This is a genomic window from Fluviibacterium sp. S390 (assembly GCF_049800695.1).
Classification (GTDB): Bacteria; Pseudomonadota; Alphaproteobacteria; order Rhodobacterales; family Rhodobacteraceae; genus Meridianimarinicoccus.
The window spans coordinates 1-21,997 of the sequence record NZ_JBNAFN010000021.1; the positions used below are offsets into that span (position 1 = coordinate 1).

At 60.7% G+C, this 21,997-nt stretch carries 21 protein-coding genes; 5 read left to right on the top strand and 16 right to left on the bottom strand.

All coding sequences use genetic code 11. The features are described from left to right. The first annotated feature begins 57 nt into the window (after positions 1 to 57). A protein-coding gene (locus ACP15K_RS15455) for an IS3 family transposase (protein WP_424990915.1) occupies positions 58 to 1,184 on the top strand; the annotation gives its coding sequence in 2 pieces (ribosomal slippage) (positions 58 to 322 and positions 322 to 1,184; 1,128 coding nt in all). Positions 1,185 to 1,342: 158 nt separating this feature from the next. On the opposite strand, the gene ACP15K_RS15460 is transcribed toward ACP15K_RS15455, so the two are convergent. The 6 genes from ACP15K_RS15460 to ACP15K_RS15485 all read right to left on the bottom strand — a co-directional run bounded on the left by ACP15K_RS15460 (position 1,343) and on the right by ACP15K_RS15485 (position 6,285). Then, complete coding sequence (locus ACP15K_RS15460) at positions 1,343 to 1,609, bottom strand: hypothetical protein (RefSeq protein ID WP_424990916.1); 267 nt, start codon at positions 1,607 to 1,609, stop codon at positions 1,343 to 1,345. A 133-nt stretch (positions 1,610 to 1,742) separates the two neighbouring features. Then, entirely contained in the window at positions 1,743 to 3,566 is a 1,824-nt protein-coding gene (locus ACP15K_RS15465; protein ID WP_226925744.1) for an alkyl sulfatase dimerization domain-containing protein, read from the bottom strand. 49 nt (positions 3,567 to 3,615) lie between these two features. Further along, positions 3,616 to 4,683, bottom strand: coding sequence for a DUF1214 domain-containing protein (locus ACP15K_RS15470; RefSeq protein ID WP_424990917.1), 1,068 nt, complete (start codon positions 4,681 to 4,683; stop codon positions 3,616 to 3,618). 48 nt (positions 4,684 to 4,731) lie between these two features. Then, positions 4,732 to 5,109, bottom strand: coding sequence for a YmgD family protein (locus ACP15K_RS15475; RefSeq protein WP_193140843.1), 378 nt, complete (start codon positions 5,107 to 5,109; stop codon positions 4,732 to 4,734). A gap of 58 nt (positions 5,110 to 5,167) precedes the next feature. Continuing rightward, a complete protein-coding gene (locus ACP15K_RS15480; protein ID WP_226925742.1) occupies positions 5,168 to 5,377 on the bottom strand; it encodes a glycine zipper 2TM domain-containing protein in 210 nt (69 codons plus the stop codon). A gap of 167 nt (positions 5,378 to 5,544) precedes the next feature. Next, positions 5,545 to 6,285, bottom strand: a complete 741-nt coding sequence (locus ACP15K_RS15485) for a transporter (RefSeq protein WP_424990918.1) — start codon at positions 6,283 to 6,285, stop codon at positions 5,545 to 5,547. A 31-nt stretch (positions 6,286 to 6,316) separates the two neighbouring features. Here ACP15K_RS15485 and ACP15K_RS15490 point away from each other — a divergent pair, with 31 nt between their 5' ends. Further along, the gene (locus ACP15K_RS15490) at positions 6,317 to 7,456 is read left to right on the top strand and encodes a helix-turn-helix domain-containing protein (protein ID WP_424990919.1); all 1,140 of its coding nucleotides are present in this window, start codon (positions 6,317 to 6,319) and stop codon (positions 7,454 to 7,456) included. Between the two features lie 59 nt (positions 7,457 to 7,515). Here ACP15K_RS15490 and ACP15K_RS15495 read toward each other — a convergent pair whose 3' ends face one another. The 8 genes from ACP15K_RS15495 to ACP15K_RS15530 form a co-directional block, all read right to left on the bottom strand. Then, the gene (locus ACP15K_RS15495) at positions 7,516 to 8,184 is read right to left on the bottom strand and encodes a carbonic anhydrase (protein ID WP_226925741.1); all 669 of its coding nucleotides are present in this window, start codon (positions 8,182 to 8,184) and stop codon (positions 7,516 to 7,518) included. A 102-nt stretch (positions 8,185 to 8,286) separates the two neighbouring features. Then, complete coding sequence (locus ACP15K_RS15500; RefSeq protein ID WP_424990920.1) at positions 8,287 to 9,576, bottom strand: serine hydrolase domain-containing protein; 1,290 nt, start codon at positions 9,574 to 9,576, stop codon at positions 8,287 to 8,289. Between the two features lie 107 nt (positions 9,577 to 9,683). After that, on the bottom strand, positions 9,684 to 10,697 hold the full coding sequence (locus ACP15K_RS15505; RefSeq protein ID WP_424990921.1) for a helix-turn-helix domain-containing protein: 1,014 nt from the start codon (positions 10,695 to 10,697) through the stop codon (positions 9,684 to 9,686). Positions 10,698 to 11,236: 539 nt separating this feature from the next. Continuing rightward, complete coding sequence (locus tag ACP15K_RS15510) at positions 11,237 to 12,298, bottom strand: DUF418 domain-containing protein (protein WP_424990951.1); 1,062 nt, start codon at positions 12,296 to 12,298, stop codon at positions 11,237 to 11,239. A gap of 35 nt (positions 12,299 to 12,333) precedes the next feature. Beyond that, positions 12,334 to 12,573: an alpha/beta hydrolase gene (locus tag ACP15K_RS15515; protein ID WP_193140838.1), complete on the bottom strand. Its 240-nt coding sequence runs from the start codon at positions 12,571 to 12,573 to the stop codon at positions 12,334 to 12,336. A 90-nt stretch (positions 12,574 to 12,663) separates the two neighbouring features. Beyond that, positions 12,664 to 14,418, bottom strand: coding sequence for a N,N-dimethylformamidase beta subunit family domain-containing protein (locus tag ACP15K_RS15520; protein ID WP_424990922.1), 1,755 nt, complete (start codon positions 14,416 to 14,418; stop codon positions 12,664 to 12,666). Positions 14,419 to 14,462: 44 nt separating this feature from the next. Further along, positions 14,463 to 15,596 (bottom strand): carbohydrate porin, encoded by a 1,134-nt coding sequence (locus tag ACP15K_RS15525; protein WP_424990923.1) that lies wholly within the window; start codon positions 15,594 to 15,596, stop codon positions 14,463 to 14,465. Position 15,597: 1 nt separating this feature from the next. Continuing rightward, positions 15,598 to 16,566 (bottom strand): cation transporter, encoded by a 969-nt coding sequence (locus ACP15K_RS15530; RefSeq protein WP_193140835.1) that lies wholly within the window; start codon positions 16,564 to 16,566, stop codon positions 15,598 to 15,600. 346 nt (positions 16,567 to 16,912) lie between these two features. Between ACP15K_RS15530 and ACP15K_RS15535 the strand changes: the two genes are divergently transcribed. The 3 genes from ACP15K_RS15535 to ACP15K_RS15545 all read left to right on the top strand — a co-directional run bounded on the left by ACP15K_RS15535 (position 16,913) and on the right by ACP15K_RS15545 (position 20,097). Further along, complete coding sequence (locus ACP15K_RS15535; RefSeq protein WP_424990924.1) at positions 16,913 to 17,806, top strand: helix-turn-helix domain-containing protein; 894 nt, start codon at positions 16,913 to 16,915, stop codon at positions 17,804 to 17,806. A gap of 303 nt (positions 17,807 to 18,109) precedes the next feature. Then, positions 18,110 to 18,379 carry a hypothetical protein gene (locus ACP15K_RS15540; RefSeq protein ID WP_424990925.1) on the top strand — a complete coding sequence of 90 codons (270 nt, stop codon included), beginning with the start codon at positions 18,110 to 18,112 and terminating at the stop codon, positions 18,377 to 18,379. 104 nt (positions 18,380 to 18,483) lie between these two features. After that, on the top strand, positions 18,484 to 20,097 hold the full coding sequence (locus ACP15K_RS15545; protein ID WP_424990926.1) for a N,N-dimethylformamidase beta subunit family domain-containing protein: 1,614 nt from the start codon (positions 18,484 to 18,486) through the stop codon (positions 20,095 to 20,097). 496 nt (positions 20,098 to 20,593) lie between these two features. On the opposite strand, the gene pta is transcribed toward ACP15K_RS15545, so the two are convergent. Beyond that, positions 20,594 to 21,586 carry a phosphate acetyltransferase gene (pta, locus tag ACP15K_RS15550; protein ID WP_424990927.1) on the bottom strand — a complete coding sequence of 331 codons (993 nt, stop codon included), beginning with the start codon at positions 21,584 to 21,586 and terminating at the stop codon, positions 20,594 to 20,596. A gap of 45 nt (positions 21,587 to 21,631) precedes the next feature. After that, positions 21,632 to 21,991, bottom strand: a complete 360-nt coding sequence (locus ACP15K_RS15555) for a cupin domain-containing protein (protein WP_193140830.1) — start codon at positions 21,989 to 21,991, stop codon at positions 21,632 to 21,634. Between the last annotated feature and the right edge of the window lie 6 nt (positions 21,992 to 21,997).

Genomic DNA, 21,997 nt, shown 5'->3' on the forward strand with positions numbered 1-21,997 from the left:
TGAGCCTCCCCCTTTGAAGTGGTCCGCCCCTATAGTTAGGAAAGCGGAGGACCAAGTATGGCGATCAAGAGACCTAAGCCAGAAGAGATTGTCGTGAAGTTACGGCAGGTTGAAGTTCTGATGGGGCAAGGCATGCCCCGAATTGAAGCGATCCGACAGATCAGCGTGACTGAACAAACCTATTACCGTTGGAAGAAGAAGTATGGCGGAATGGGCACGGAACAACTCAAGGAACTGAAGCGACTACAGAAAGAGAACGAGCGTCTGCGTCGTGCGGTTTCTGACCTGACATTAGATAAGTTGATCCTGAAGGAAGCCGCATCGGGAAACTTCTGAGCCCCTCGCGTAGGCGGGCCTGCATCAACCATGTTCGTAGCCAGTTCAAGGTTTCTGAACGACGGGTTTGTCGCGTTCTTGGCCAGCACCGATCCACACAACGCCGATTAGCACGTGGACGCGCTGACGAAGAACGCTTGGTCGAGGACATGATCGAGCTGACGCGCCAGTTTGGTCGATATGGCTACCGTCGAGTTGCTGCGCTGTTGAGAGACGCAGGCTGGCAAGTGAATGACAAACGCATCGAACGGCTTTGGCGACGTGAGGGGCTTAAAGTGCCAATGAAACAACCAAAGAAAGGGCGGCTCTGGCTGAATGACGGATCATGTGTCCGCCTACGTCCTGAGTATCGTAATCACGTCTGGTCGTATGACTTCGTACACCACAGAACAGACGACGGCAGAGCCTTTAGGACGCTCAACATCTTGGATGAACACAGCAGGGAATGCCTGGCTATCCGGGTGAAGCGGAAGTTGAATTCGACCGAAGTAATCGACGCTCTGACGGATTTATTCATCCTGCGAGGCGTGCCTGCCTACATCAGGTCGGACAATGGCCCAGAGTTCATCGCTGAGGCCGTCAGGGACTGGATCAAGGCGGTTGGGGCAAGGACTGCCTACATCGAACCCGGGTCACCCTGGGAGAACGGATATTGTGAGAGCTTCAACGGGCGGATGCGCGACGAGTTGCTGAACGGTGAAATCTTCTACTCGCTACGTGAAGCCCAAATCATCATTGAAAGATGGAGGAACCATTACAACACCAAACGACCACATAGTGCTTTGGGCTACCGCCCACCTGCGCCAGAAGTCATCGTTCCGATGGACCAAAGGCCAATCATGCACTAACTTTCAAGTTGGACCACTCAAGTGGGGCTGCTCACATCAAACGCGGACATATCCATAACATGAAGCCAGGTGCTCAAGGCGAAATCGAGTTCATCAGACAGGTGTTCGAAACTGCCTGATTTGTAAGGACATTTAAGCAACGTTCTGACAGATGATAACTAACGCAACAGTCCCATCTCAACTGGCTGGGACAGGTCCAGGACCAACCCCGAATAGAGCGTATCCTGATTCATGCGGATCGTTGGCTGGTTGTCCGGCGAGATGGGGTCGCGCAAGTGTTTCAACTCTCCAAGCCCGAAGTCGAAGGCGTCCATGTTGGCCCGGATATTGTAGTCAGACTCCGCACGGACGAAGTTATCAACAGTTACTCTTTCGGCCATGGCCAAGGTCGGGGCGCACACCGCGAGGGTCAGCAGCAGTTTCATCGTTTTTCCTTTGTCGATAGGGTCCATTCACGGGGCAGGCGGCAGGGAAGACCCAACCGCCGCCAAGAAATTCGGGCATCACGCGACTTTGCGGATCACTTCGAGCGGTTCTTCACTTGGTCACATGGGGCCGTCAGCGGTTGTGGCTCTTGAGGGCTGGTGGAATGACCACGGATTGTTCCGGTCTGAAACGGTCGAACAGATCGATCAGGCGGGCGGCTTCATCCGCATCCCCTGTCACCTTTATTTCGCCGCTTGCGATCAACTCTGCAGGGGTTGCCGCACCGAGATACAGGCCGGCCCAGCTTTCCCCGGACAGGGCAAGCGTGATGTCCGGATGCCGTGCGTAGTCGTCCGGCGTAGCAATGAACTCGGCGACGGCGCGACGAATGTGCAGGCCTGCGCTTGTGCCATCGTCAAAGTCGAACCGCACGAAACTGTTGGTTTCGCCGCTTTTTACCGGGTCAATTCGAACGCGGAAATAGTCCACATAGGTGGTTGGCGAACTGGAGATGGTCTGGGGCGCCGGGGGGATCAGGCGCGGGATCGTCACCTTGCCTTCAAGCGACAGGGCTTGTGACATCATGTGCGCACGATCATTGCCCCCGGTGCTGACATAAGCCATCTGGCGCAGCGCATCTGCCTTCAACTGGCGCACATCGGCGTCCTGCGGATCAAGCTGGTAGAGATAGTTCACCAGGTGTGCAGCCCAGGAAAATTCCTTTTCTTCCATGGCAGCCGACGCTGCGGCCAGAACCGCGTCGCGCCCGCCCATAAGGGGGACGATCCGTTCCGCCTCGGCCCGCGGTGTCACGGGTTTCAGATTGGCCGCGTCATTGTCGTACCAGCCGACCGACTGATAAAAGATCGCCGGAGAATAGGACGAAATCTCGCCGTAGTTCTGCAGGTTATTGGGAATCTCATCGAGATAGGCCGGGAACTGCACGAATTCGCGCAATTCGTCCGGGCCAAGCCCGCCAAGAATGCCACGCAGGGATTGGTCCAGCACGAAGGCTGCCCCATCCAGATAGCCTTCGAGAATCCGCGCCACGTTTTCCTTGCCAACAACGGCCTTCGCGCCTGCGGAAATCAGAACCTCGGCGCCCAGATCGCGGTTGAATTTCAGCCCGGCGATCCATTCACGCGGATCACGGAAAACGTCCCCGCGCACGGAATACAGCTGTGGCGGGCTGGACCACAGCATCGTGGTCAGCAGGATCTTGCGGTCTGGCAACCAGACCGTCGTATGCACCTTGTCGTCCGAGCCGTACTTGGTGAAGAACTGCATCCTGACACCAAGCACGGTCATTTCCTGTCCATCTTCGACCGGGGTGTTGACCGGAATGAAGGCGGAGTCCGTATCCGTCAGGGTCAGGGGAACCACAAAGGCATCCGGCCCTTCCGCCGGCAGGTAGCTGTTGAACTGGATCAACGCCCGCGCTGTCAGATAAGGGCCGATTTCGTTGAAATAGGCCGGGATGCCAGAGCTTTTCTGGTTTTCTTCGTAGACCTCATTCAGGTTGGGGTGGCCGATGATCATCACATCATCGTTGCCTTCGGCCAACACGCCGGCCCCCAGAACCGTGTGGGAATGGCCATAGATGATGGCTTTGACCGGCTTGTCGCTGACTGTGCGGATCGCGGCCAGCAGCAATTCACCGTCATGCTTGCTGTCGCCGGTGTCAAAGGCGATCAGCCCTTCGTCGGTGTCGATTACCGCAATCGGGGCAAGACCATAGCCGCCAAAATGCCAGATCCCTTCAGCCGGGGTGTCGATCGTTGGCCCGGTCCAGCCAACTTGATCGATCCCGTCCAGGATCTTCTTGTTGGCGATCGCGCCGTTGGGGGCTTCGACCAGCTCCACCGGCCCGCCCATATAAGGTGAGAGGTCCTGCGCCATCGCCGCCGGCGCAATGGCCCAGCACGCGAGCAGGGCGACAATCCTTGACTGTTTCATCGGGGGTAGCCCTTTCCTTATGGGAAATCCAATTCCGTTCTGCACGTGATCAATTCGCAGGAACGACCTCGGGGAAGGTCCAGCTGCCATCTATGACCTCTGGCTCGGGCCGATACATCCGCACGATGTAATTCCACCCCTCCATCAGCGGCAGGCAATTCGCGCGATCGTCGTCGCAGCCGCCAAGGTGGATCGTCATTGATCCGTCATCGTTGCGCGCGCCGGTGACCGAATTCACGTTGTAGGCGTTTCGGTCATTCTTCTCGAAAAAGCCGTTCTTGTTATACAGGCTGACCGACCAGAACGCCGCCACCGGCACATCTGCGGGAACATCGATCTTGTATTCGCCCACGGGCAAGCCGAGATCTGCGCCATCATAGAACGCCTCGCGCTCGGGCAAGCCGCCCCAGCCAATCGCCGTGCTGAGCAGATGGTTGATCGGATCGACCTCGTCCTTGGGACCAAAAGCACCAGTGCTGTCGGCGGTGAACGGCAGCAGCGCGTTCAGCCCCGCGACCAGCGCCTCATAGCCCTCTTCGTCATAGTCCGGCAGGATGAAGGGCTGCGACGATGCGGCTTCGACCGTCATCTGATCCTGGATGGCATGCACCGCCGCCACGTCATCGGGATCGGATGCATCCACAAGCGTGCGCATGAAAACAATGATATACGGCGTGTCGAAGGTTTCGGTGTCGAGCGTGTAGCTGCCGCCGCCGTGAAACACATCGTTGATATAGTGATCCTGATTGACGATCATCGCGGACATGTACCGCTCCCCCACCTCGGGCAGCGACAGCGTCGCGCCGTCGCTGATATCGACGACCGCCGTGCTGTAGAGCGTGTCAAAGTTCATGCGGATGGTGGGTTGGTTGTCCACGTCTCCCGGATCGCGGAAGTGAAAGAAGCGGTTCACCCCGCCGGCGAGGGAAACGTATTTGGCCAGTTCGATATCCGTCGCGGCGCGGGCGAAATTGCCGATCATCACCGGGATTTCACGAGCGTCTACCAAGGCGTCAAGATCGTCGCCAAGGAATTGCGCGTTGGCGCCACTCCCAAAGACGACCGCCCAAGTCAGGGCCAGTGACAACGGCGCAATCCGGCCATAGGTCTGTTTCATCATTGTTTTCCTTCCTGTTGGGCAGTTTTCTGCAAGTGGCGCTTCGGGTCAGTCGAACGCCCGGAAGGTCTCTCTGACGGCGAGATCGACGGCCCCGGTCAACGACATGCCTGGATCGTCATCGCAGGCGTCTTCCAACTCTTCGACAAATTCGTCCTTGAGACCTGCACGGTCCTGTTCGTCCATAACCTCTGCCAGGACGTCGATCTGTCGGTTGTAGAGAGAAATCATCGCCATCAGGCGCACGATTTCGGCCACTTTCGCTTCGTCATCGCCATAGGAGTCAAGAATGCTCCCGCAACTGTGGTGCATGTACGGCTGGGCCGCAGCGATGGTCTGGTCCATTATCTCGTCGGCCTGTGTCATGCCGCCGAAGGTGAAGAGGAAAATCGCCGCGAAGGCAGACTTTTCAAAACAACGTATCATTTCCGATTTCCTTGCCGTGTCTGTGCCCCTCACGCGTGAGCAGTCAGACAACCAATTCCTATTTTCTTGCGCCAGCGATCGCGCCGACAACAGCGCCGCCTTTCGCGCCATTGTTGCCGCCCACAAGGAAGCCGACGCCTGCACCCACCACCGCGCCACCAATTGTGTTCTGGACCTGTTTGTTCGCCATGGCAGGCGTGGATAGTGCAAAGCCCATCGCCATCGCCAATGCGAGTGACGCCATGAGCGCCGTTTGTCTGATTTGCATGTGGAACCTCCATTCCCGTTCGTTGGAAAAGGGCAACGTGTGGCCCTCTTTTCTTGTAAAATCCTGATCTGGCGCCCCGCGCCCGTTCTTAATGCGGACCCCCGCCTTGAGCCCCCCTGTTCGGAAGGCAGCCTCGCCGATTGGCGGGGTTGGCGCGGTCGTTCTCATCACCCCTTCGGCAGCACGAACTGAACCTGAAGGCGGAACCGCCAATCCTCTGGCCCGCCTTCCGGGCTCTCCAGCCAGTTGCCGACACCGGCCTGGAAGTTGACCGGCTTGCCATCGATGATCGCCAGCTTCGACACCGAGGCGTTCAGGGGCACCGACCAGCTGTCGGCCTCCCAGTCGTAGGTGGATTCGCTTTGGAGCGAATAGGTCCACGCGTCCTCGGTCGAGTAAGCGACGAAGGGCTGGACGAAGGTTGCATTGGTGGGAACCTTGGGATCGTCTTCCAGATCTCGCAGGTGGTTGGCCAGCACGCCGTATGTCCACGGGCCCTTCTGCTGCAATGCAATGCCGGTGACACCCGCAGCCCATGTTTCGCTGGAGACATCGGAAAAGGTCGGGAACCGGACCACTGGACCTATGCCCCAGGTCAGGTTGGTCTTGGTGGTCCGGGAATACCACGCCTTTGCCAGAACATCGCCAAAGCCGCTCTGCGAGGTGCCGGGGATCACGTCTTCCTGCCAGATATAGGGGATGATCGTGCGCGTGATGATGTTGGCACCGTTGTCGAGCGCGAAGGGGACGATCGGTTGCAGGTTCAACGTCGTCCGGTTGCCGTCGTTCGCCAGGCCGAGATTGTCGTCATGGTTCAATTGGAACGGCACGGAGATGATAGCCGCGAGCGGGTTCGCCAGTTCCTGCGCCAGGTCGGCGGCGTCCTGCCCGAAGGCTCCGACGGGCAAACATAGACCGCATAGAGCAGCCGACGCGCGAATGGTGGTGATCCTCATCTGCGGGGCCTCTCTGCGGCCTCGTTTCAGACATGGGCCGGTCGCTTGTTTACCCTGTCTACAGGGTACCATTGCATTGCAGGACATTTTGCGACAATGCGATCCCATGCAGAGAAATATGGTGAACCTCGTAGAACTCACTCACGTCGTGGATCTTCTTGATCGGTTCGCGGGGCGGTTGACTGTGGACAGGGCGCTTCGGTCGGCGGGGCTTGATCGCACGATGCTCGACGGGGTGTCCGGGTTCATCCCCTATGCGTCTGAAGCTGTCTTGGTCGACTCGGTCGCGCGTGCCATCGGTGACCGCCACCTCGGGGCACGGCTCGGGCAGGCCTTCGACTATTCGACCTATGGCGCCTTTTCGCATTTCGTTCTGGGCGCGCCGGATTTGGCATCGGCGTTTGACCGGGGGCGGCGGGCCCTGATGTTTACGCATCCCGGCTCGGAGATCACCTTGCGAGAGACCGAAACGCATCTGGTCGTCGGACGCGATTCCAAAGGCCTGTCCGTGGTCGGGCATCACCATCTTGACGAAGGCGCGCTGTTTGTCATCCGGCGCGTTGCACGCCATTTTCTGGGCTCCGACTGGACGCCCGATTGGGTCGAAGTGCCGGAAACCAATGCCCGCGAACTCGCGGTCCTTGCAGATCTTTCGGGGACCAAGATCCGTTCGGGTGCACTGGTGCCCGGCGTCGCCATCCGCCTGTCAGAACTCGCGACGCTGAACCCCGGCCCACCGCAGCCCGAAAGAACAATGTCGCTTGGCGAGTTGGGACTGCTGATGAACATCGCGCCAACACAGACCATGGAAGATGCCGTGGTTCAGATGCTGACCATCACATCCGCAACCGGCCAGACGGATGAACGCACCATCGCCCGTTTGCTTGCCATTGGACCGAGATCCCTTCAACGCGCCTTGAGGACCGAGGGTACGACCTTTCGTCAAGTCCGCTCACGGGTTGTCAGCGATCGCGCGCGGGCGCTTCTCTCTGAAACTGACATGCCCCTGGCGGAGATCGGAAAGCTCTTGGGGTACGCAGATCCACGCGGTTTCCGTCGCGCCTTCAAGGACGCGACGGGTCATGCCCCGAGTGACTTTCGCAAGGCTGCGCAGACAGGATGACCTGGTGAAAAAGCGGCGTCAGGTTCCCCTGTCCCGAAACACAAACTGATCGCGCGGTTTCAGAGCCCCTGGAGAAAGTCCACCTTCCCGCTGGAGATGTCGTAGACGCCACCGACGGCACTGATCTTGCCGGACGCGTGGAGATCGGCCAGGATCGGATCTGCCGAGACCGCCTTTTCGGCGTTCAGCGTTGCGTTTCTTGCTGTTGCGGCCGCCAGCAGGTCTGCCGGATCGTCGGGCAGGACGTCATAGACCGCAGGGCGGATTGCATTGACCAGAAGCGGCAAGTGTCCCGGCGGCAGCGTCCTGTCCTGGATGGATTTGATCGTCGCGTCAACGGCACCGCAGGCCGTGTGTCCCAGAACGACGATGGTCTGGATGCCAAGAACCGCCGCGCCGAACTCAAGACTCGCCAACCCGTCGTCATTGATGAAATTCCCCGCCACGCGAAGCACGAAAAGATCGCCCGGCGCCTGGTCAAAAATCAACTCTGGAACAACCCGGGAATCGGCGCAGGAGACGACGGCTGCAAAGGGCTGTTGGCCCTGCGCCCGTGCCGCGCGTGCGGCCGAATGGTCCGTATTGATCGCCTTGTTGGCCACGTAGCGCTCGTTGCCCTCGACCAGACGTTTGAGAGCCTCGTCGGGTGTGGCAGGCCGTGCCTCGGCCACCTGGGCGGCGACCTGCGAGGCCGAGGCGCCCGCGACGCCGAGCGCAAGCCCGCCCATGAACAGACCCCGGCGGCTGATGGTCTCTTTTGAAGTGTCCTGGCACATGATTTTGGTTCCTCATTTGGACAACATGTTGATCGGAGGTCGGGAGTATCGGCGCTATTTCGCGGAATATACCGTGTAGAGATGTTGCAAGACCGAACCCGTCGCCGCATTGGCTTGGGCGCCAGGGAAATTCGTCGCCACGATGATGGCGAGATCCAGCGTCGGATCGACGACGATCCGGGCAAGGTTCATCGAGTTCGACCCGTTGTGCGTCAGCAAGGGCCCGTCCGCCCAGTCGAAGGTCACGATCCCCCAGCCCAGCCCGTAGCTGCCGGTTCCGGGGGTGCCCGGCGGCGGGTTTTTTCGGACGGGGGTGTCGACCTTGACCGACTGGATGTGGGTCAGCGTCTGCGGTGTCACCAGCGCCGGGCCACGTGTGCCCTTTCCGGCATTCCAGCCAGCCCATTTTGCATAATCTAGGATGGACATGTGGGCGTTACCGGCCGGCGCGATGACTTGCGGCATATCCGCTGCTGGTCCCCAGAGCATCGGTATCACGGTCCCGTCGGGTCCGATTCTGTGTCCGACCGGCGCATCGATCAGGCCATAGGTTGCCTGCGGGCCAAGTCCCGCCGTCTGCATGTCCAGGGGCGAAAAGATGCGGTCGTGCATCAACTGCTCCCATGGCTTTCCAGCGACTTTCTGGATCATCATCCCGGCAATGACGTAGCCAAGGTTTGAATACTGAAACGGTGACCCTTGCGGCCTTTCAATCTCGGTCGTTTTCCACTGGTCCAGCAGGCGATGGCGGAGATCGGTCAGGTTGTAGTCGAACGCGTCAGCGCTGAAATAGAGGTCGAGGATCTGTTCATTGTCGCTGGGAATGCCGCTGGAATGGGACAAGAGTTGTTCGAGGCTGGCAGCGGCCAGGCTCGCGCTCATGCCCGGAACATCGTCCCCCAGAACCTCACCGACAGTTGAGTCCCACCGCAATTTCCCCTCATCCACCATCATCCCGGCAAGCGTCGCGGTCATGGACTTGGTGTTCGAACCGATATGGAACCGATCGGTGATTGCCACGGGCTGCGTGCCGCCCAGAATACGCGTGCCAACCGCTGCGGCCGCAACGATTGCGCCATCTTGCACCACTGCGGCGGCCAGCGCGGGCAGGCCGTATTCGGCCCGAACATCCGCAAGGTAGCCGTCGATCTCTTGTCCTCTCACAACGGTGGCCGCAAACAGGAGCATGACGGCCAGCAGACCCGCCAGAACGTGGCCGGTCAGGATCGGGCGAGGGGTGCGTGGTTCGATTTGCGGCATGGGGTGGGGTGTCCAAAGTCGCTCGCCCATTGCTGGCGAAGTGTCAGGTTGGGTGTCGGAATGGAGCCTGCGGAACTCTCTCAAAGGTTGAGTATTCGGTCAGGCTATCGAGGGAAATCAGGAGGGACTATCCGATTTCCGCAAATCCCGGGGCAATCGGCAGTCCATGCAGATCTGCGTACCCCGGTCGGTCACCTTCCAAGCGTTGCGGAGGGGGACTGGCCAAAGAGACGCTTGTAGTCGCGGGCAAACCGGCCTAGGTGCAGAAACCCGTGATCCATGGCGATCGCCGTTACGCTCGTCGTGCCGGGGGACGCGTCCACAAGAATGTCCCGAACGCGGTTCAGGCGCAGCAGGCGCAGATAGGTCATTGGCGACAGTCCGAAATGGGTCCTGAATGCATATTGCAATGTGCGTTCGGACACGCCGGCTGCAGTGCAGAGTTCGACAATCGTGGGCGGATCATGGAGGCTCCAGCGCTCTTCAGCAAAGGCGTGCGCCTGTCGGCAAATGCGCCGCGCCCGCACGCGCGCAGCGTGGGGCACCTCTATGGCGGCGGCCTGCGTTGTCGTTGCGATATGAAGGATCGCCTGGTGGAGAAGACGGCGCAAACCACTCATGTCAAAAGCGGGACATGATCCAGCGGTCCCGCCAGCCACCATGAAGCACGTCTCGACGGTGTCCTTGAGCAAGGCCTTTTGACCGGACCGGAGGACTGTCACACCCCCTTGCAACGTATCCCAAACCGAGGGGTTCAAGATCCGCGCCTGCCTCAGAAACTCATCCTGATCCAGGCTGACATAGGTCGTCTGGGCGCCGGCCGGGACATACACATCGAAGTCGGTCTTTTCCGGCATGAAGAATATCGTGTCGGCGGTGCCCGCATCGTGATCGGCAAACCGCAAGGCCGGATCGAACGAGCTGTAAGACACCGTGCAGAGGTTGGCGGGGGTGGCACCCAGCTTCTGAACACCGGCGTTCTGGGTTTCGCGGACAACTTTCTTGCTGTCGAGGTCGATACTGTCCAGTCGCCCCAGGCTCTTGCCCCGGCTGAGCTGGAAACACTCCATCTGCACCCAGGGCTGCAAGGCCGCCTGAAGGGAGGCATGTTTGATCAAGGTTGAACGCATCCGCAAACCGTCGACCTGCGGCGCGCGCTTCTGGTTGAACTCGTTCAGCAGAAAACCTCCTCCATACACTCGCATCCTGCAGTGGTTCTCACGGTGCTGTCCATCTTCGTGTGGCCCAGCAGGTGTCGGACCGCGCCGGTTGCTGGTCCTGGGGCAGACAAGAGCAACGCTGGTATGGCCCTTTGAATGCGTGCTGTACGAGCTTGGCGCGCGGCCGATGTCCGGCACGCGGTCCCTGACCAGCCACGCGTTCTGGCGGCTTTGGATGTGGCGAAGATCGTAGCGCTTGCCGGATCCTCAAGTCATGTGTCGAACGGTCGGCGGGTCCCCACGGCGGGATCGAGCCGGATCGGAGGCTGGGTCTTGCGCTGAAAGATCGCTGCTCGGCCCCTGATCCGGCCGGCAGCTTAGGTATCGGCGACAGGACGTTTCACCGGATCGCAACTGCGGTACATGCTGTCGATCGCGAGGTCGAACGGCGCAAGGTCTTGGGTTCTGTTCGCGATTTCGGGCCGGAGGCGGATCGCCTCGACATGCTTTGGTAGCCGAAACCGTTTCGGGCCCCCGATCCATCCCACGCGGTCGGCCCTGCCGATCCGCAGATGATCCACCGACTATCCAGCGACTTTTCGCATCAAGGCTTCGATCGGCCCCCGTTTGAACCACTTTGCCCAGATCAGGGCGTAGATCGTCGCGGCGAGGCAGAACAGGGCAGAGGCAAACACGGCTTGGCCGACTGTTTGTCCGCCAAGCCTGCCAAGTGCTTCGAGAACGCCCATGCCAATCAGGATATGCGCGATGTAGAGCGTCAGGGTTTGACGTCCGGCGGGCAGCAGCAGCCTCAGCACGCCCATGGTCCGGAGCCGGTCCGAAACCCGCAGGCACAGGCCGATGACCAGGCATGCCGCACCTAGCCCCGCAACGGTATAAAGCGGCATCGGCGGCACGGGTCCGGTCGTGGCAAGGGCTGCAAGCTCTGGGTCAAGCTGCCCAAGTTGGGTTGTCAGAATGGCGCTGATGCCGTCGGCTGCGGCAAGTGCTGCGGCTCCTCCGACGATCAGCCGGGTCTGTGTCGAACGGTCTGCCAGCGCAAGTCGGCTGAGAATGATCCCGAACAGCACAAACCCCAGCCACGGGATGACCGGATGCCAGCCATTGAAGACCAGATTGCGAATGAACCCTGCGGGCGTCCAGAACCCGGAATAGGTGTGGTCGTCCCAGTTCCAGCCTGCATCGTAATCCAGCGTCAGGATCATGATCGTGAAGACAAGATTCAGGCCAAGAATTACCCCCGTCAGGGCGCGGCTGGACAGCGCAAGCAGGCCGACACCGAAGAGAAAGTAGAAGGCGTAGTAGTGCAGGATGTCGGCGTCGAAGATCGTCATGTTCAGCAGGCCGACGATCAGCAGGAAAACAGCGCGCTTGATTGTCACCCAGACCGTCTGGTCCAACCCCTTCAAACCGGCAAGCCCGAGGCCGATGCCGGCCAGAACGACAAAGGTTGCTGCTGCGCGACCTTCCAACGCGACGGTCAGGGTGTTCAGCACGCCGGTGCCGTTCTCGACGCCCATGACGATCGTGAAGTTGACGACCACCATCCCGACAAAAGCCACATAGCGGGCGAGATCGAGGCCTTCGAGCCGGTTGCCCTTTGGCGGTTTCTGGTCAGATTGCATGGTCACGGCCGGGGCTTCCGAAAGGTTTTCCAGTTTCACCGACCATCACCCTGCGACAACTGCGCGTCAAAGAACGCACAGACCTCTCTGACGACCTGTGCTGACCCCGGCGTCCCGGGATCAAGATTGTTGCCATGCGATTGGCCTTCGAAAATGTGCAGTTCCGCCAGCGTCCCCGTGCCGCGCAACGCACGGTGAAAGCGGATCGTGTTGCTTTGGAACAGATCCCGGGCGTCAGAGACAAGGATCGTCGAAGGTTTGGCAGCTTTGTGCATGTCAAAAATCCCGTTCGCAGTATGGCAAATTCAACGCGGGCACACGGGCTGTGACGATGGCGGGCGGGCGGGGGCCGCCCGCCGCGGATGTTACGCCGTGAATTTGTTCAGCACGTTGCGGGTGATGATCTCGACGAACGGGTCACGGTCACGCAATCCGCTGATCCAGTCTGTTGTGGCGGCGTTGAAAACCTCTCCCTGTCCCTTGCTCATATTGACAATCATGCCCGAGCCGTAGCGTAGCTTCGCGCGGTTCTCTTCGGTGTCGGCCCCCAGAATCGCCTTGGCCGAAAACGACAGATCGCCGTCGCGGGCATAGAGGTAGGTTTCCGGGTTGCCGTGGTCTTCTTCATCCATACCGGCCAGAGCCATGGCGATGATCTCGATGTCTTTTGATGCGCCATCCTCGCCCGTGGGGTAGGGTTGGCCATAGCGGAAGGTATAGGCAAGCCCGTCGCCCTCGTACCCGGCAATGGCCGCGTCCTGCCCGAACACGTCACCATAGTAGAGATCGGTGCCCTCAAGCGCCCAGTGCTTGGGGCGGTAGACGGTGTATCCCCCAGTGGCCCGCGGCTGGAAGCCGCCCATTTTCATGTAGACGCCGCGCAACCCGTTCACGCCCCAGGTCAGGGCAGGCGGCAGGTTCAGATCCATGGCCTCCCATGCGGTGGTCAACGTGTGTTTGCGCGCAGGGTCGTTGCGTACGGGGTCCTCGTCGACGGCCCGGGCCTTGTAGCAGATCAATTGCCCATCCTCACGGCGTGCCTGCCAGATGACATTGGCACCGAAGCGGGCAAGATTGCCGCCCGCCTCGACAAAGCTGTCCAGTGCTTCGCGTTCTTCCTGGGTGTGATATTCATCATGCCCGACCATGACCACGGTCTTGTAGGGCTTCAACAGATCCGGATTGCGGTGCAGATCGTCTTGCGCAAAGTAGTCCAGGCCATAGCCTTCACCATCCGCCCAGCGGGCAAAGTGGCTGTCGAACGACGCCCAGCCCGCGCCGGCGAAATACTTGCAATAGCCGTGTGCATACGCGTAGTCGAGCGTCGGGTAGCGCGGTTTCGATCCGATGGGTCGGGGCGCGGTATCAATGATCCGGGGCAGGCCGGGCGGTTGAAAGATGAAGCCGCGCGCCCAGGGTCGGCGGGTGCTGGTGATGGGCGAAAACGCATTGCCGTCCGGACCGGCGACGCCTTCGTAGAAGTTGGATCCGCCCCAATCGTTATAGGCTTGCCAGGTGGTGGTGGCGAGGACGAAGGCGATCTTGTTCGCCCCGGCCTTGGCCGGGCGCAGCACGAAGAAACCGTGTTGCACGATTTCCTGCCCGTCGGTGCCGGCCGCCCTCAGTTCGATGACATATCCGCCGCTGCGCCAGTCGGCCGAGGATTGTATTTCGATGCTGACCGGCCAGCGGGGGCCGTTCAGATAGGCGTCGTCCGGCGTTGTGTGATGCACCCCCGGCAAACCGGTCTGTTCAAACACGACGTCGCGCTGTGCGCCGTCGCGATAGACCGTCAGATCGTAGGTTGCCGCCGAGGTGCTGACATGCACATCCACCACATCCCCTTGAGCATAAGACGTTTCGTCCGTGTAGCCGTAGATATGCAGGACATCCGGGTCCGCCGAGGGGAATTCGAACCAGGAGTGGTGTGTGTTGGCGAACCACTGGTCGCGGAACTCGCCAAAGGGGCTGTTGGCGTCGTTGGCCTGCAAGACGTTTGCGCGCGCCTGGTTCGCCCCGAACCCGGCCGCGGCCATCGCCCCGACGGCACCAGCCCCGCGCAGAACATCCCGGCGGCCAACGACCGGTGCGTCTTTGGTCTTGTCATCACGATCCGTCATATGTGTTTTCCCATCTCACGCAGTGTTTTTCCAAGTCACCCGTTTCAGAAAACCACCCGCAAACGCAGGCCCAGAACCGTGACGCTGCTGCGAGACCGGTCCTTTGCCGGATCAAGGATGATCTGAAGGTCGGGGGTAATGCTGGTCGTGTCGGAAACCTGGACACTCCAATACGCTTCAAGGCCTTTTTCGCGTCGCAACGAGGCGTCCTCGGACTCGACCTGCCATGCGGCCAGCCCGATCCGGTCATCAACCCGCCCAAATGGCGCCTTGTAGACATAGCCTGCGGCGAGTGCCTGCAGGTATTCGGTCATCTGACTGGCGGATCTGGAAAACCGCGCAAATACCGCGTGGTTTGCGCCGATGTCCTGATCCGCGCTGACCCCATATCCCCAGCCGTTCTGCCGTGTTCCGTTGCCGGTTTCGATGGCATCGATGCCTGAAACGGTGAACCGGTAGTTCCCGGGTCCCAATCCCGCGATTTCCGGGGTCAAGCCCAACTCGGCCGCGTATTGCCAGACACCGTCGCCCGGACTGTCAAAGTCGATCCAGTTGTCCTCGGCCGAACCATCCGCAACGAAACCAGAAACGTACCATTCCGGACGGCGTAGCTCGGCAAAGACACCCAGTCCGCTGTCCTGGACGTTATAGCCCGCAACCACATCCCCGGTCACAACCGTGTTGAAGAAATCCGACCGGCCATCATGGGCATAGCGGTTCTTGCCAACCAACTCGGCCAGTCCCAGCTTGCCGAAATTCAGCCGCACGCCGCCGGCCAGTTCCTGCTGCCACCACAACAGCGCCAGCCCCGAAAAGCTGCGATCACCGCCCAGATCGCCATCATTGGGATCCGAGATGATACCCAGGGTGTTGGAAAACGCCGACGTCGACAGGCTTGAATAGTCCAGGATGTTCAGCGCCCACCATTGCAACACACCCGACCCGTTGGCCGGTGTCCAGCTGCCGATGAAATCCAACTCGTGATTGGCCGTGCTTTCCCAATCCCGATCCGGGCTGGCCTGTATCACCGGCGCATAGGTGAATTCAAAGTCGATACCGGCGTTGCGGCTGAGGGTGTCCTTGAACTGTTCCCAGCTGGATTGCGAAAGGGCCGGACCGGCGGCCAGCGTGCCGATCAGTGCCACCATGGGCAGCCGCTGGGTGCGAAATCGCGACACGTTACGCGTCTTGTGATGTGACCACCGCACGGCCGAACGGCGAGGATGCGGTCACAACAACTTCAATTTTCACCGGGGCAACAATCCCGGAGAACGACGCCGCCAGAGCCCCGCGCAACGCGTCGATTTCCGCGCCGTCGACCGGCTTGGTCGGGTTGATGTAGAACACGGCGAAATAGGATCGGCCCAACTGTGTTACAGCCACGTCCACCAGATCGAATGGCCGCTCTGCCAGCAGCTGCGCCGCTCTTGTGCGGGCGATCTTGTCGGCATCTCCGGGGGCGGCGGCCCCGGCAACCTCGCCCAGGGCGGAACGGAACATCATCAGCGGCTGGGGCAGCATCACCAGTGTCAGCACCAGAACGATCAGTGCATCCGCGACCGGCACGACCCCGGCAAACCGGGTTTCCAAGAGCAATGGGCTGCCAAGCAATGCGGCACCGGCACCCGCGCTCATGATCCCATCAACAAGGGCTGCGCGACGTTCGGCCAGCAGAAGCGCACTTTGGCGTCCCCCGTCAACCCAGGTGCCGTGATACCGGATTGCCAGACCCAGACAGATCAGGACCATGGCCGCGCTGTAGGCCAGGATGGGTCCGTAGACCAGCTCTGGAACCTCGCCCCCGGACAGGTAGGTCAGGATCTTCTGACCCGCGCCCAGAACCGCAAACACAAGGATACCTGCCAGCACCAGCGAGCGGAAGGTTACATACAGGGCTTCCAGCGCATCATATCCAAACGGGTACAATCGGTCGGCCGGACGCGCGACCGCGCTTGCAATTCGCGCGGCGATGATCGCGGCACAGAAGTTCACGCCCGAATACAGGCCGTCGACCAACAAGGCGTCCGAATGCGACAGGTATGCCGCCAGAATGCCCGAGGCGCACATGACGAGGTTGGCCCATTTTCCGGTTGCCAGAGCCTTGGTTTCTGCGGAGTGCGTCAGGGGTTTTCCTCGGGTTGGCGCCACGAAGCGCAGCAATTCGCACGGTGTAGATTTACCGTTGGACCAGAAAAAGCCAATTTCGGACAGCAGGGGCCATATCCTCGCACTTCAAGGCTTTCGCCGGCTTCCGGCCCCGCTCTGCGGACTGGTGGCCCCGGTGTCGGCCAACTGAAAAAGCCCGCATCGCGCTTTGCAGCGGGGCGCATCAAGCCGCGTTCACTTCGGCTCTGTGGTGAACCATCTCGCGTTCGTATTGCGCCACGCGCCGTCTGTTGGCTAAGCTTTTGGACAGAAGTCGCGCGATCAGATCAATTTTCAGGTGCGATCCCGCGCGACCGGTCTATCCAAGTCGCTTCGGAGGCATGCGCGCGTGGTCCCAGACATTCACTACATCGACGAAATCGAGAACGTGTTTTCTGAGTGGGTCGACTGGGACTACGAAATTCAGCAGCTGGCAAGCGGACCTCTCGGCTTCGGTCGCAGAGTCATGGCGCTTGGCGATGTTGTGCTTACCTGGGAATGGGCCGACAAACCCATGCGCGTGCGCCTTCAGTTGCCGGGTGACGCGATTTCGGTCAGCCTCCTGCTGGCCGGAGACCGCCCGGCATTCTGGAAAGGCCACGAACTGGGGGCTGACCAGGTGCTCGTGTTTGGCGCAACCGAACACGATTACTTCATTCCGCCGGCATTTCTGGCGGTCAACATCTCGACGCATAGGTCTGCCATGGCCCGGTTCGGTCTTGCCGCTCTGGCCGGGGGGCTTTGGGATGTTCCCCCCGCGCATCTGGCCAGATTGCAGATGCAATGCGCGGCGGCCCTCCGGAGCAGCACTGGCAATCATGACCTGGGGACTGAAATACTCGGTGCGCTGGCGGACCTGTTCCAACACGCGAATTGCCGTGGCGAACGTCTGCGGCCTTCGATCCGCGATGAAACCCCGCGCCATCGAGTCTTGCGCCTGTCCGAAGACCTTGGGGTCCAGTTGGATCAGGGCGCGCCGATCGTGCATCTTGCCGATACGCTATCCGTATCGACCCGCACGCTGCACCGCACGATCAAGGACCTGAGCGGTCTCAGCCCGAAGCAGTATCTCGACGTGTTGCGACTGCACCGGTTTCGCAAGGATCTGCTGGAACGCGGTCAAAGCCGCACCATCACCAGTCTCGCGTTTGACAACGGGTTCGAACATGTCGGGCGTCTGTCCCGCTTTTATCAGGACTGGTTTGGAGAGTTGCCCCGCGAAACACGCCGACGCCAGGTATAGTTGCGCGGCAAGGGCACAGCGCCGCCGCATGTCAGCCATCAGGCGCCCCACCTGCAATGGGGGCTGCGGTGAAAGTCTCGGGCCCCGGAACGGCTTGATCGACGTCCGATATCCGGCGGGGGGGCGGCCGGATGGCGCTGGCGGGGACTCACACAGGCCTGCGAACCTGTGACATGAAAAAAACCGGCGCGTTTCGTCCGGTGGCGGAAATCGGCTTTTTCCACCGCGTCACTTGCTTTTCTGTTCCTGAGACTCCAACCGCCGTGGCCCGCGCGAAAAAGCCGGACAGATGGACAAGCATCAATGACGCAAGCCGCCCCTTTGTCTGTTCAGACCAATGTTCTGTTCTGCGGCTGTTCCAGTCTGCGGATCGAGGCGCAGCCACAGCGGCAGATGTCGGCGATTGTCACACGAACCAAAGCGCAAAGCGGCCGTGGGCGGGGCACGCGGGTTCCGGCGCTGAAAGCACACCCAATCACCTTGAAGGACTTGTCATGGAAGACGAACAGCAGAATTCTGCGGGGGCAGCGCAACCTGCAGGTGCGCCGGAAAACCCGGCACGCCGGATATTGATGGCGTCGGGTATCGCCGCTGGCGCCGCCCTGCCATTTGCGGCGCAGGCCGCGCAATCCAGCGGAACTGTTGATCCAGCCCCGTTTTCTGGCGGACCCTCGACGATGCGTCTGCCACAGGGCTGGCGTGCGTTTGATCTGTCGTATTTCGAGATGTCGGCCAACGATCCGGCATATCCCGAGATCTATGCCTATTGCAGCGCGCCAAGCTATGCTGCCGGTGAGACAGTCGGGCTACATGTCAGCACCACAGCGGACACATTCGACCTGAAGGTCTGGCGGGACGGGACCAGACAGGACGTCGTGCTGGAACAGACCGGCCTGGCGGGTGTGTTCATGCCGACGCCCATGGATGCCTATCAAGCCGGATGTGGTTGGCCGGTTCTGGCCGAGATCCCGGTCGATCCGAGCTGGCGATCCGGTGTCTATGTCATCGAACTGCGCGCGACCAAGGACGGGCAGGAGCGTATCAGCGAAGCCGGGTTCGTGGTTCGGGGTGCCAAGAAGGCCAGGATCGCCTTCATGCTGACCAGTGGCACCACCACCGCCTATAATGCCTGGGGGGGTGCCAACCACTATCTGGGGATACACGGAGACGACAGTTTCGGCCCGTCGCCGCGCCTGTCGCTGGACCGCCCGCATGAACGCGGGTTCTGGGTTGCGCCAGCCAACTTCCCCTATCTGTCCACCAAACCCGAGCAATACCGATATAAACGCGAACGCCATTACACCGGCCAGCCAACCGGGGGATACGCGCTTATGATGGGCTATGCCTGGGGCGCGAACTCGGCCGGGTGGGCGCTGGACAACCGTCCCTTTGCTGTCTGGGCCGAAGAGAATGGCTACGAGATGGACTATGTCGATCAGTACGATCTGGGGAACATCCCCGGCGTTCTTGACGGCTATGATTGCCTGGTGATCGCGGGGCATGACGAATACTGGTCCTGGGATCAGCGCGATACGCTGGACGCCTTTGTCGAGGCCGGCGGCAACCTGGCCCGGTTCGGGGCCAACATGTTGTGGCAGATCCGCATGGAACAGGATGGCCGCCAGCAGGTGTGTTACAAGCTGGGGGCCGACGAGGAGGATCCGGTCAAGGGGGATCCCGAAAACGGACATCTTCTGACCTCGATCTGGGAGCACATGGATGTGGCCCGCCCGTCGGCGCAATCCTTCAGCGTCACCGGCATTCAAGGGATCTATGCCACCTATGACGGTGGTTCGCCCCGCTCCAGCGGCGGGTTCACGGTCTATCGAAACAAGCACTGGGTCTTTGACGACACCGGCCTGATCTATGGCGACACATTTGGCATGGAGGAAGGCATTCTGGGATACGAGACGGACTCGGTCGACTATGTGATCCAATGGGGCTTGCCGGAACCCAGCCCATTGCATTCCCCGCTGGAGGGGACCGAGATCCTGGCCGTGACACCCAGCATGGTCGACCAGTACGACGCCGGAGGTCCGGGCAGTGCCGTGGTCTCGCAAGTGTTGGGCGATGACTGGTTTGCGACGAAGTGGGCCGAGGTCATCGAAGGCAAGACCGACGAGGACACGGTCAAGAAATACCGCTATGGCTCGGCCCAGATGGTCGTGGCGCCCAAGGGCAAGGGCGAGATTTTCTGTGCCGGGAGCGTCTATTGGTTCCTGGGTTTGAAATGGGGTGACCGGACAACTCAGCAGATCACGCACAACGTGCTAAGGCGCTTCACCCGCTAGACAGTGTGACCGGCCGGGCGGGGGCTGCTCCGCCCGCCTTACCCTCGCGATCTTTCCGTCCTTGGCCTGGGCGTTCGGGTTTTTTCCTGGGGGCAGATACAGGCGGTCATCGACGATGCTGACGGTCGGGTGCGCCGCCGACGGAAGAAAGGGCGGCCAACGACCTTTCTGCTCTCGGTCCAAGCCTGCCGCATCAACTGGGTCTGCCGCGCATCCTCCGGCGCAAGGCGGCGGAACGGTTCCTTGAGGCCTCGCCAATTCCAGGGGCACTTCAGGACGGGTCACCAGGGCGAAGCTGTCTCGAACCGTGCGATCACATTTGCCAGGTACGCGCTGCCCGCGTGCCGATTGCTGACCCGACAGCCGCATGTTCCGGAGCCGTGGGGCAGCCGATGCGGTGACGCAGGGGCTGCCGGGTGTCTGGGTCGCACGCAACGTATTTGCCGAGGCCCGGAGGATGATCTGTCCACCCTCCGGGTCTCCCCGGCAAATCCGGTCAGCACTGGGCGGAAGTCACCGCAATCATGTGCAGGATGTCTTCTGCGTCGCATCCCCTGGACAGATCATTCGCAGGCTGCGCAAGACCTTGCAGGATCGGGCCGATGGCCACGGCCCCACCGATGCGTTGGGCGATCTTGTACGCGATGTTGCCCGTATCAAGGTTGGGGAAGATAAAGATATTTGCATTTCCGCCCAACGCGGAATCCGGTGCCTTGGCAGACGCCACGCTCGGCACGAAGGCTGCATCGAATTGCAACTCTCCATCGACATTCATGTCGGGTGCCATCTTGCGCAATATTTGGGTTGCTTCGACAACTTTCGAGACTTTTTCTCCACCGGCGCTGCCCCGGGTCGAGAAGGACAGCATCGCCACTCTGGGCGTCTCGCCGGTCAGATGCTCCAGCGACGCAGCCGACGCGTGAGCGATTTCCGCCATCTCTGCTGCCGTCGGGTCAATGACCAGACCGGCGTCCGAGAAGACGAGCGCGCCCTTTTTCTCGTGGTAGTCCTTGCAAAGCAGCATCAGGAAAAAGCTCGACACCATCTTGGCATCCGGTGCCGTACCGATCACCTGAATCGCGGACCGCACGATCTCGGCGGTTGCGGTGGTGGCACCGCCCAGCGTGCCATCGGCATGGCCGAGCTTGACCAGCAACGCCGCATAGATGTGCGGGTTCAGAATGGCGGTTTCTGCATCCGCTTCTGTCACGCCCTTGTGCTTGCGCAGCTCGTGGAACTTGGCGCTCATTTCGGATTTCAGCGAACTGTCGCGCGGGTCATGCACCTCGATCCCGTCCAGGTCGCTGCCACCCGCTGCGGCGAGCCCCTTGAGGATCGTTTCGCGATCACCGACCAGCACAATGCGCGCCACCTTCTGCTTGCGCGACTGAATGGCGGCTTCGATGACACGCGGATCTTCACCTTCGCTCAGGACGATCTTGCGGTCCGAACGCGCGGCATTGGCCAAAATCATTTGCAGTGGTTTCATCGTGAAGTTCCTTTGGATGCGAGAGGTCGGAGGCGGGGGCCGATGTCAGTCTGCGCTGTAATCCCGGATGACGAAATGCTTGGTCGTCGTTTCAAGCACATGCCAGTAGCCGCGAAATCCGTTGGGGATCAGGAAGCTGTCGCCCTTGCGGAACTCCTGTTCGGTGCCGTCGTCCGAGATCAGCTTGATGTGCCCGCTCAACAGAACGCAAAACTCGTCGCGGTCGGCGAAGGCGATCCATTTGCCGGGTGTGCTGGTCCATGTGCCTGCAAGCAGGGTGCCGTCCGGGCTGGTGTACCGCATGCGTGTTTCGTGGTGCGGATCGCCCTCAACGACCCGGTCCGGCAGATCTGCGAGACGTCGCTTGGTGACGGCAACTTCGTCTTTGAAATCTACGACACGCATGGCAGT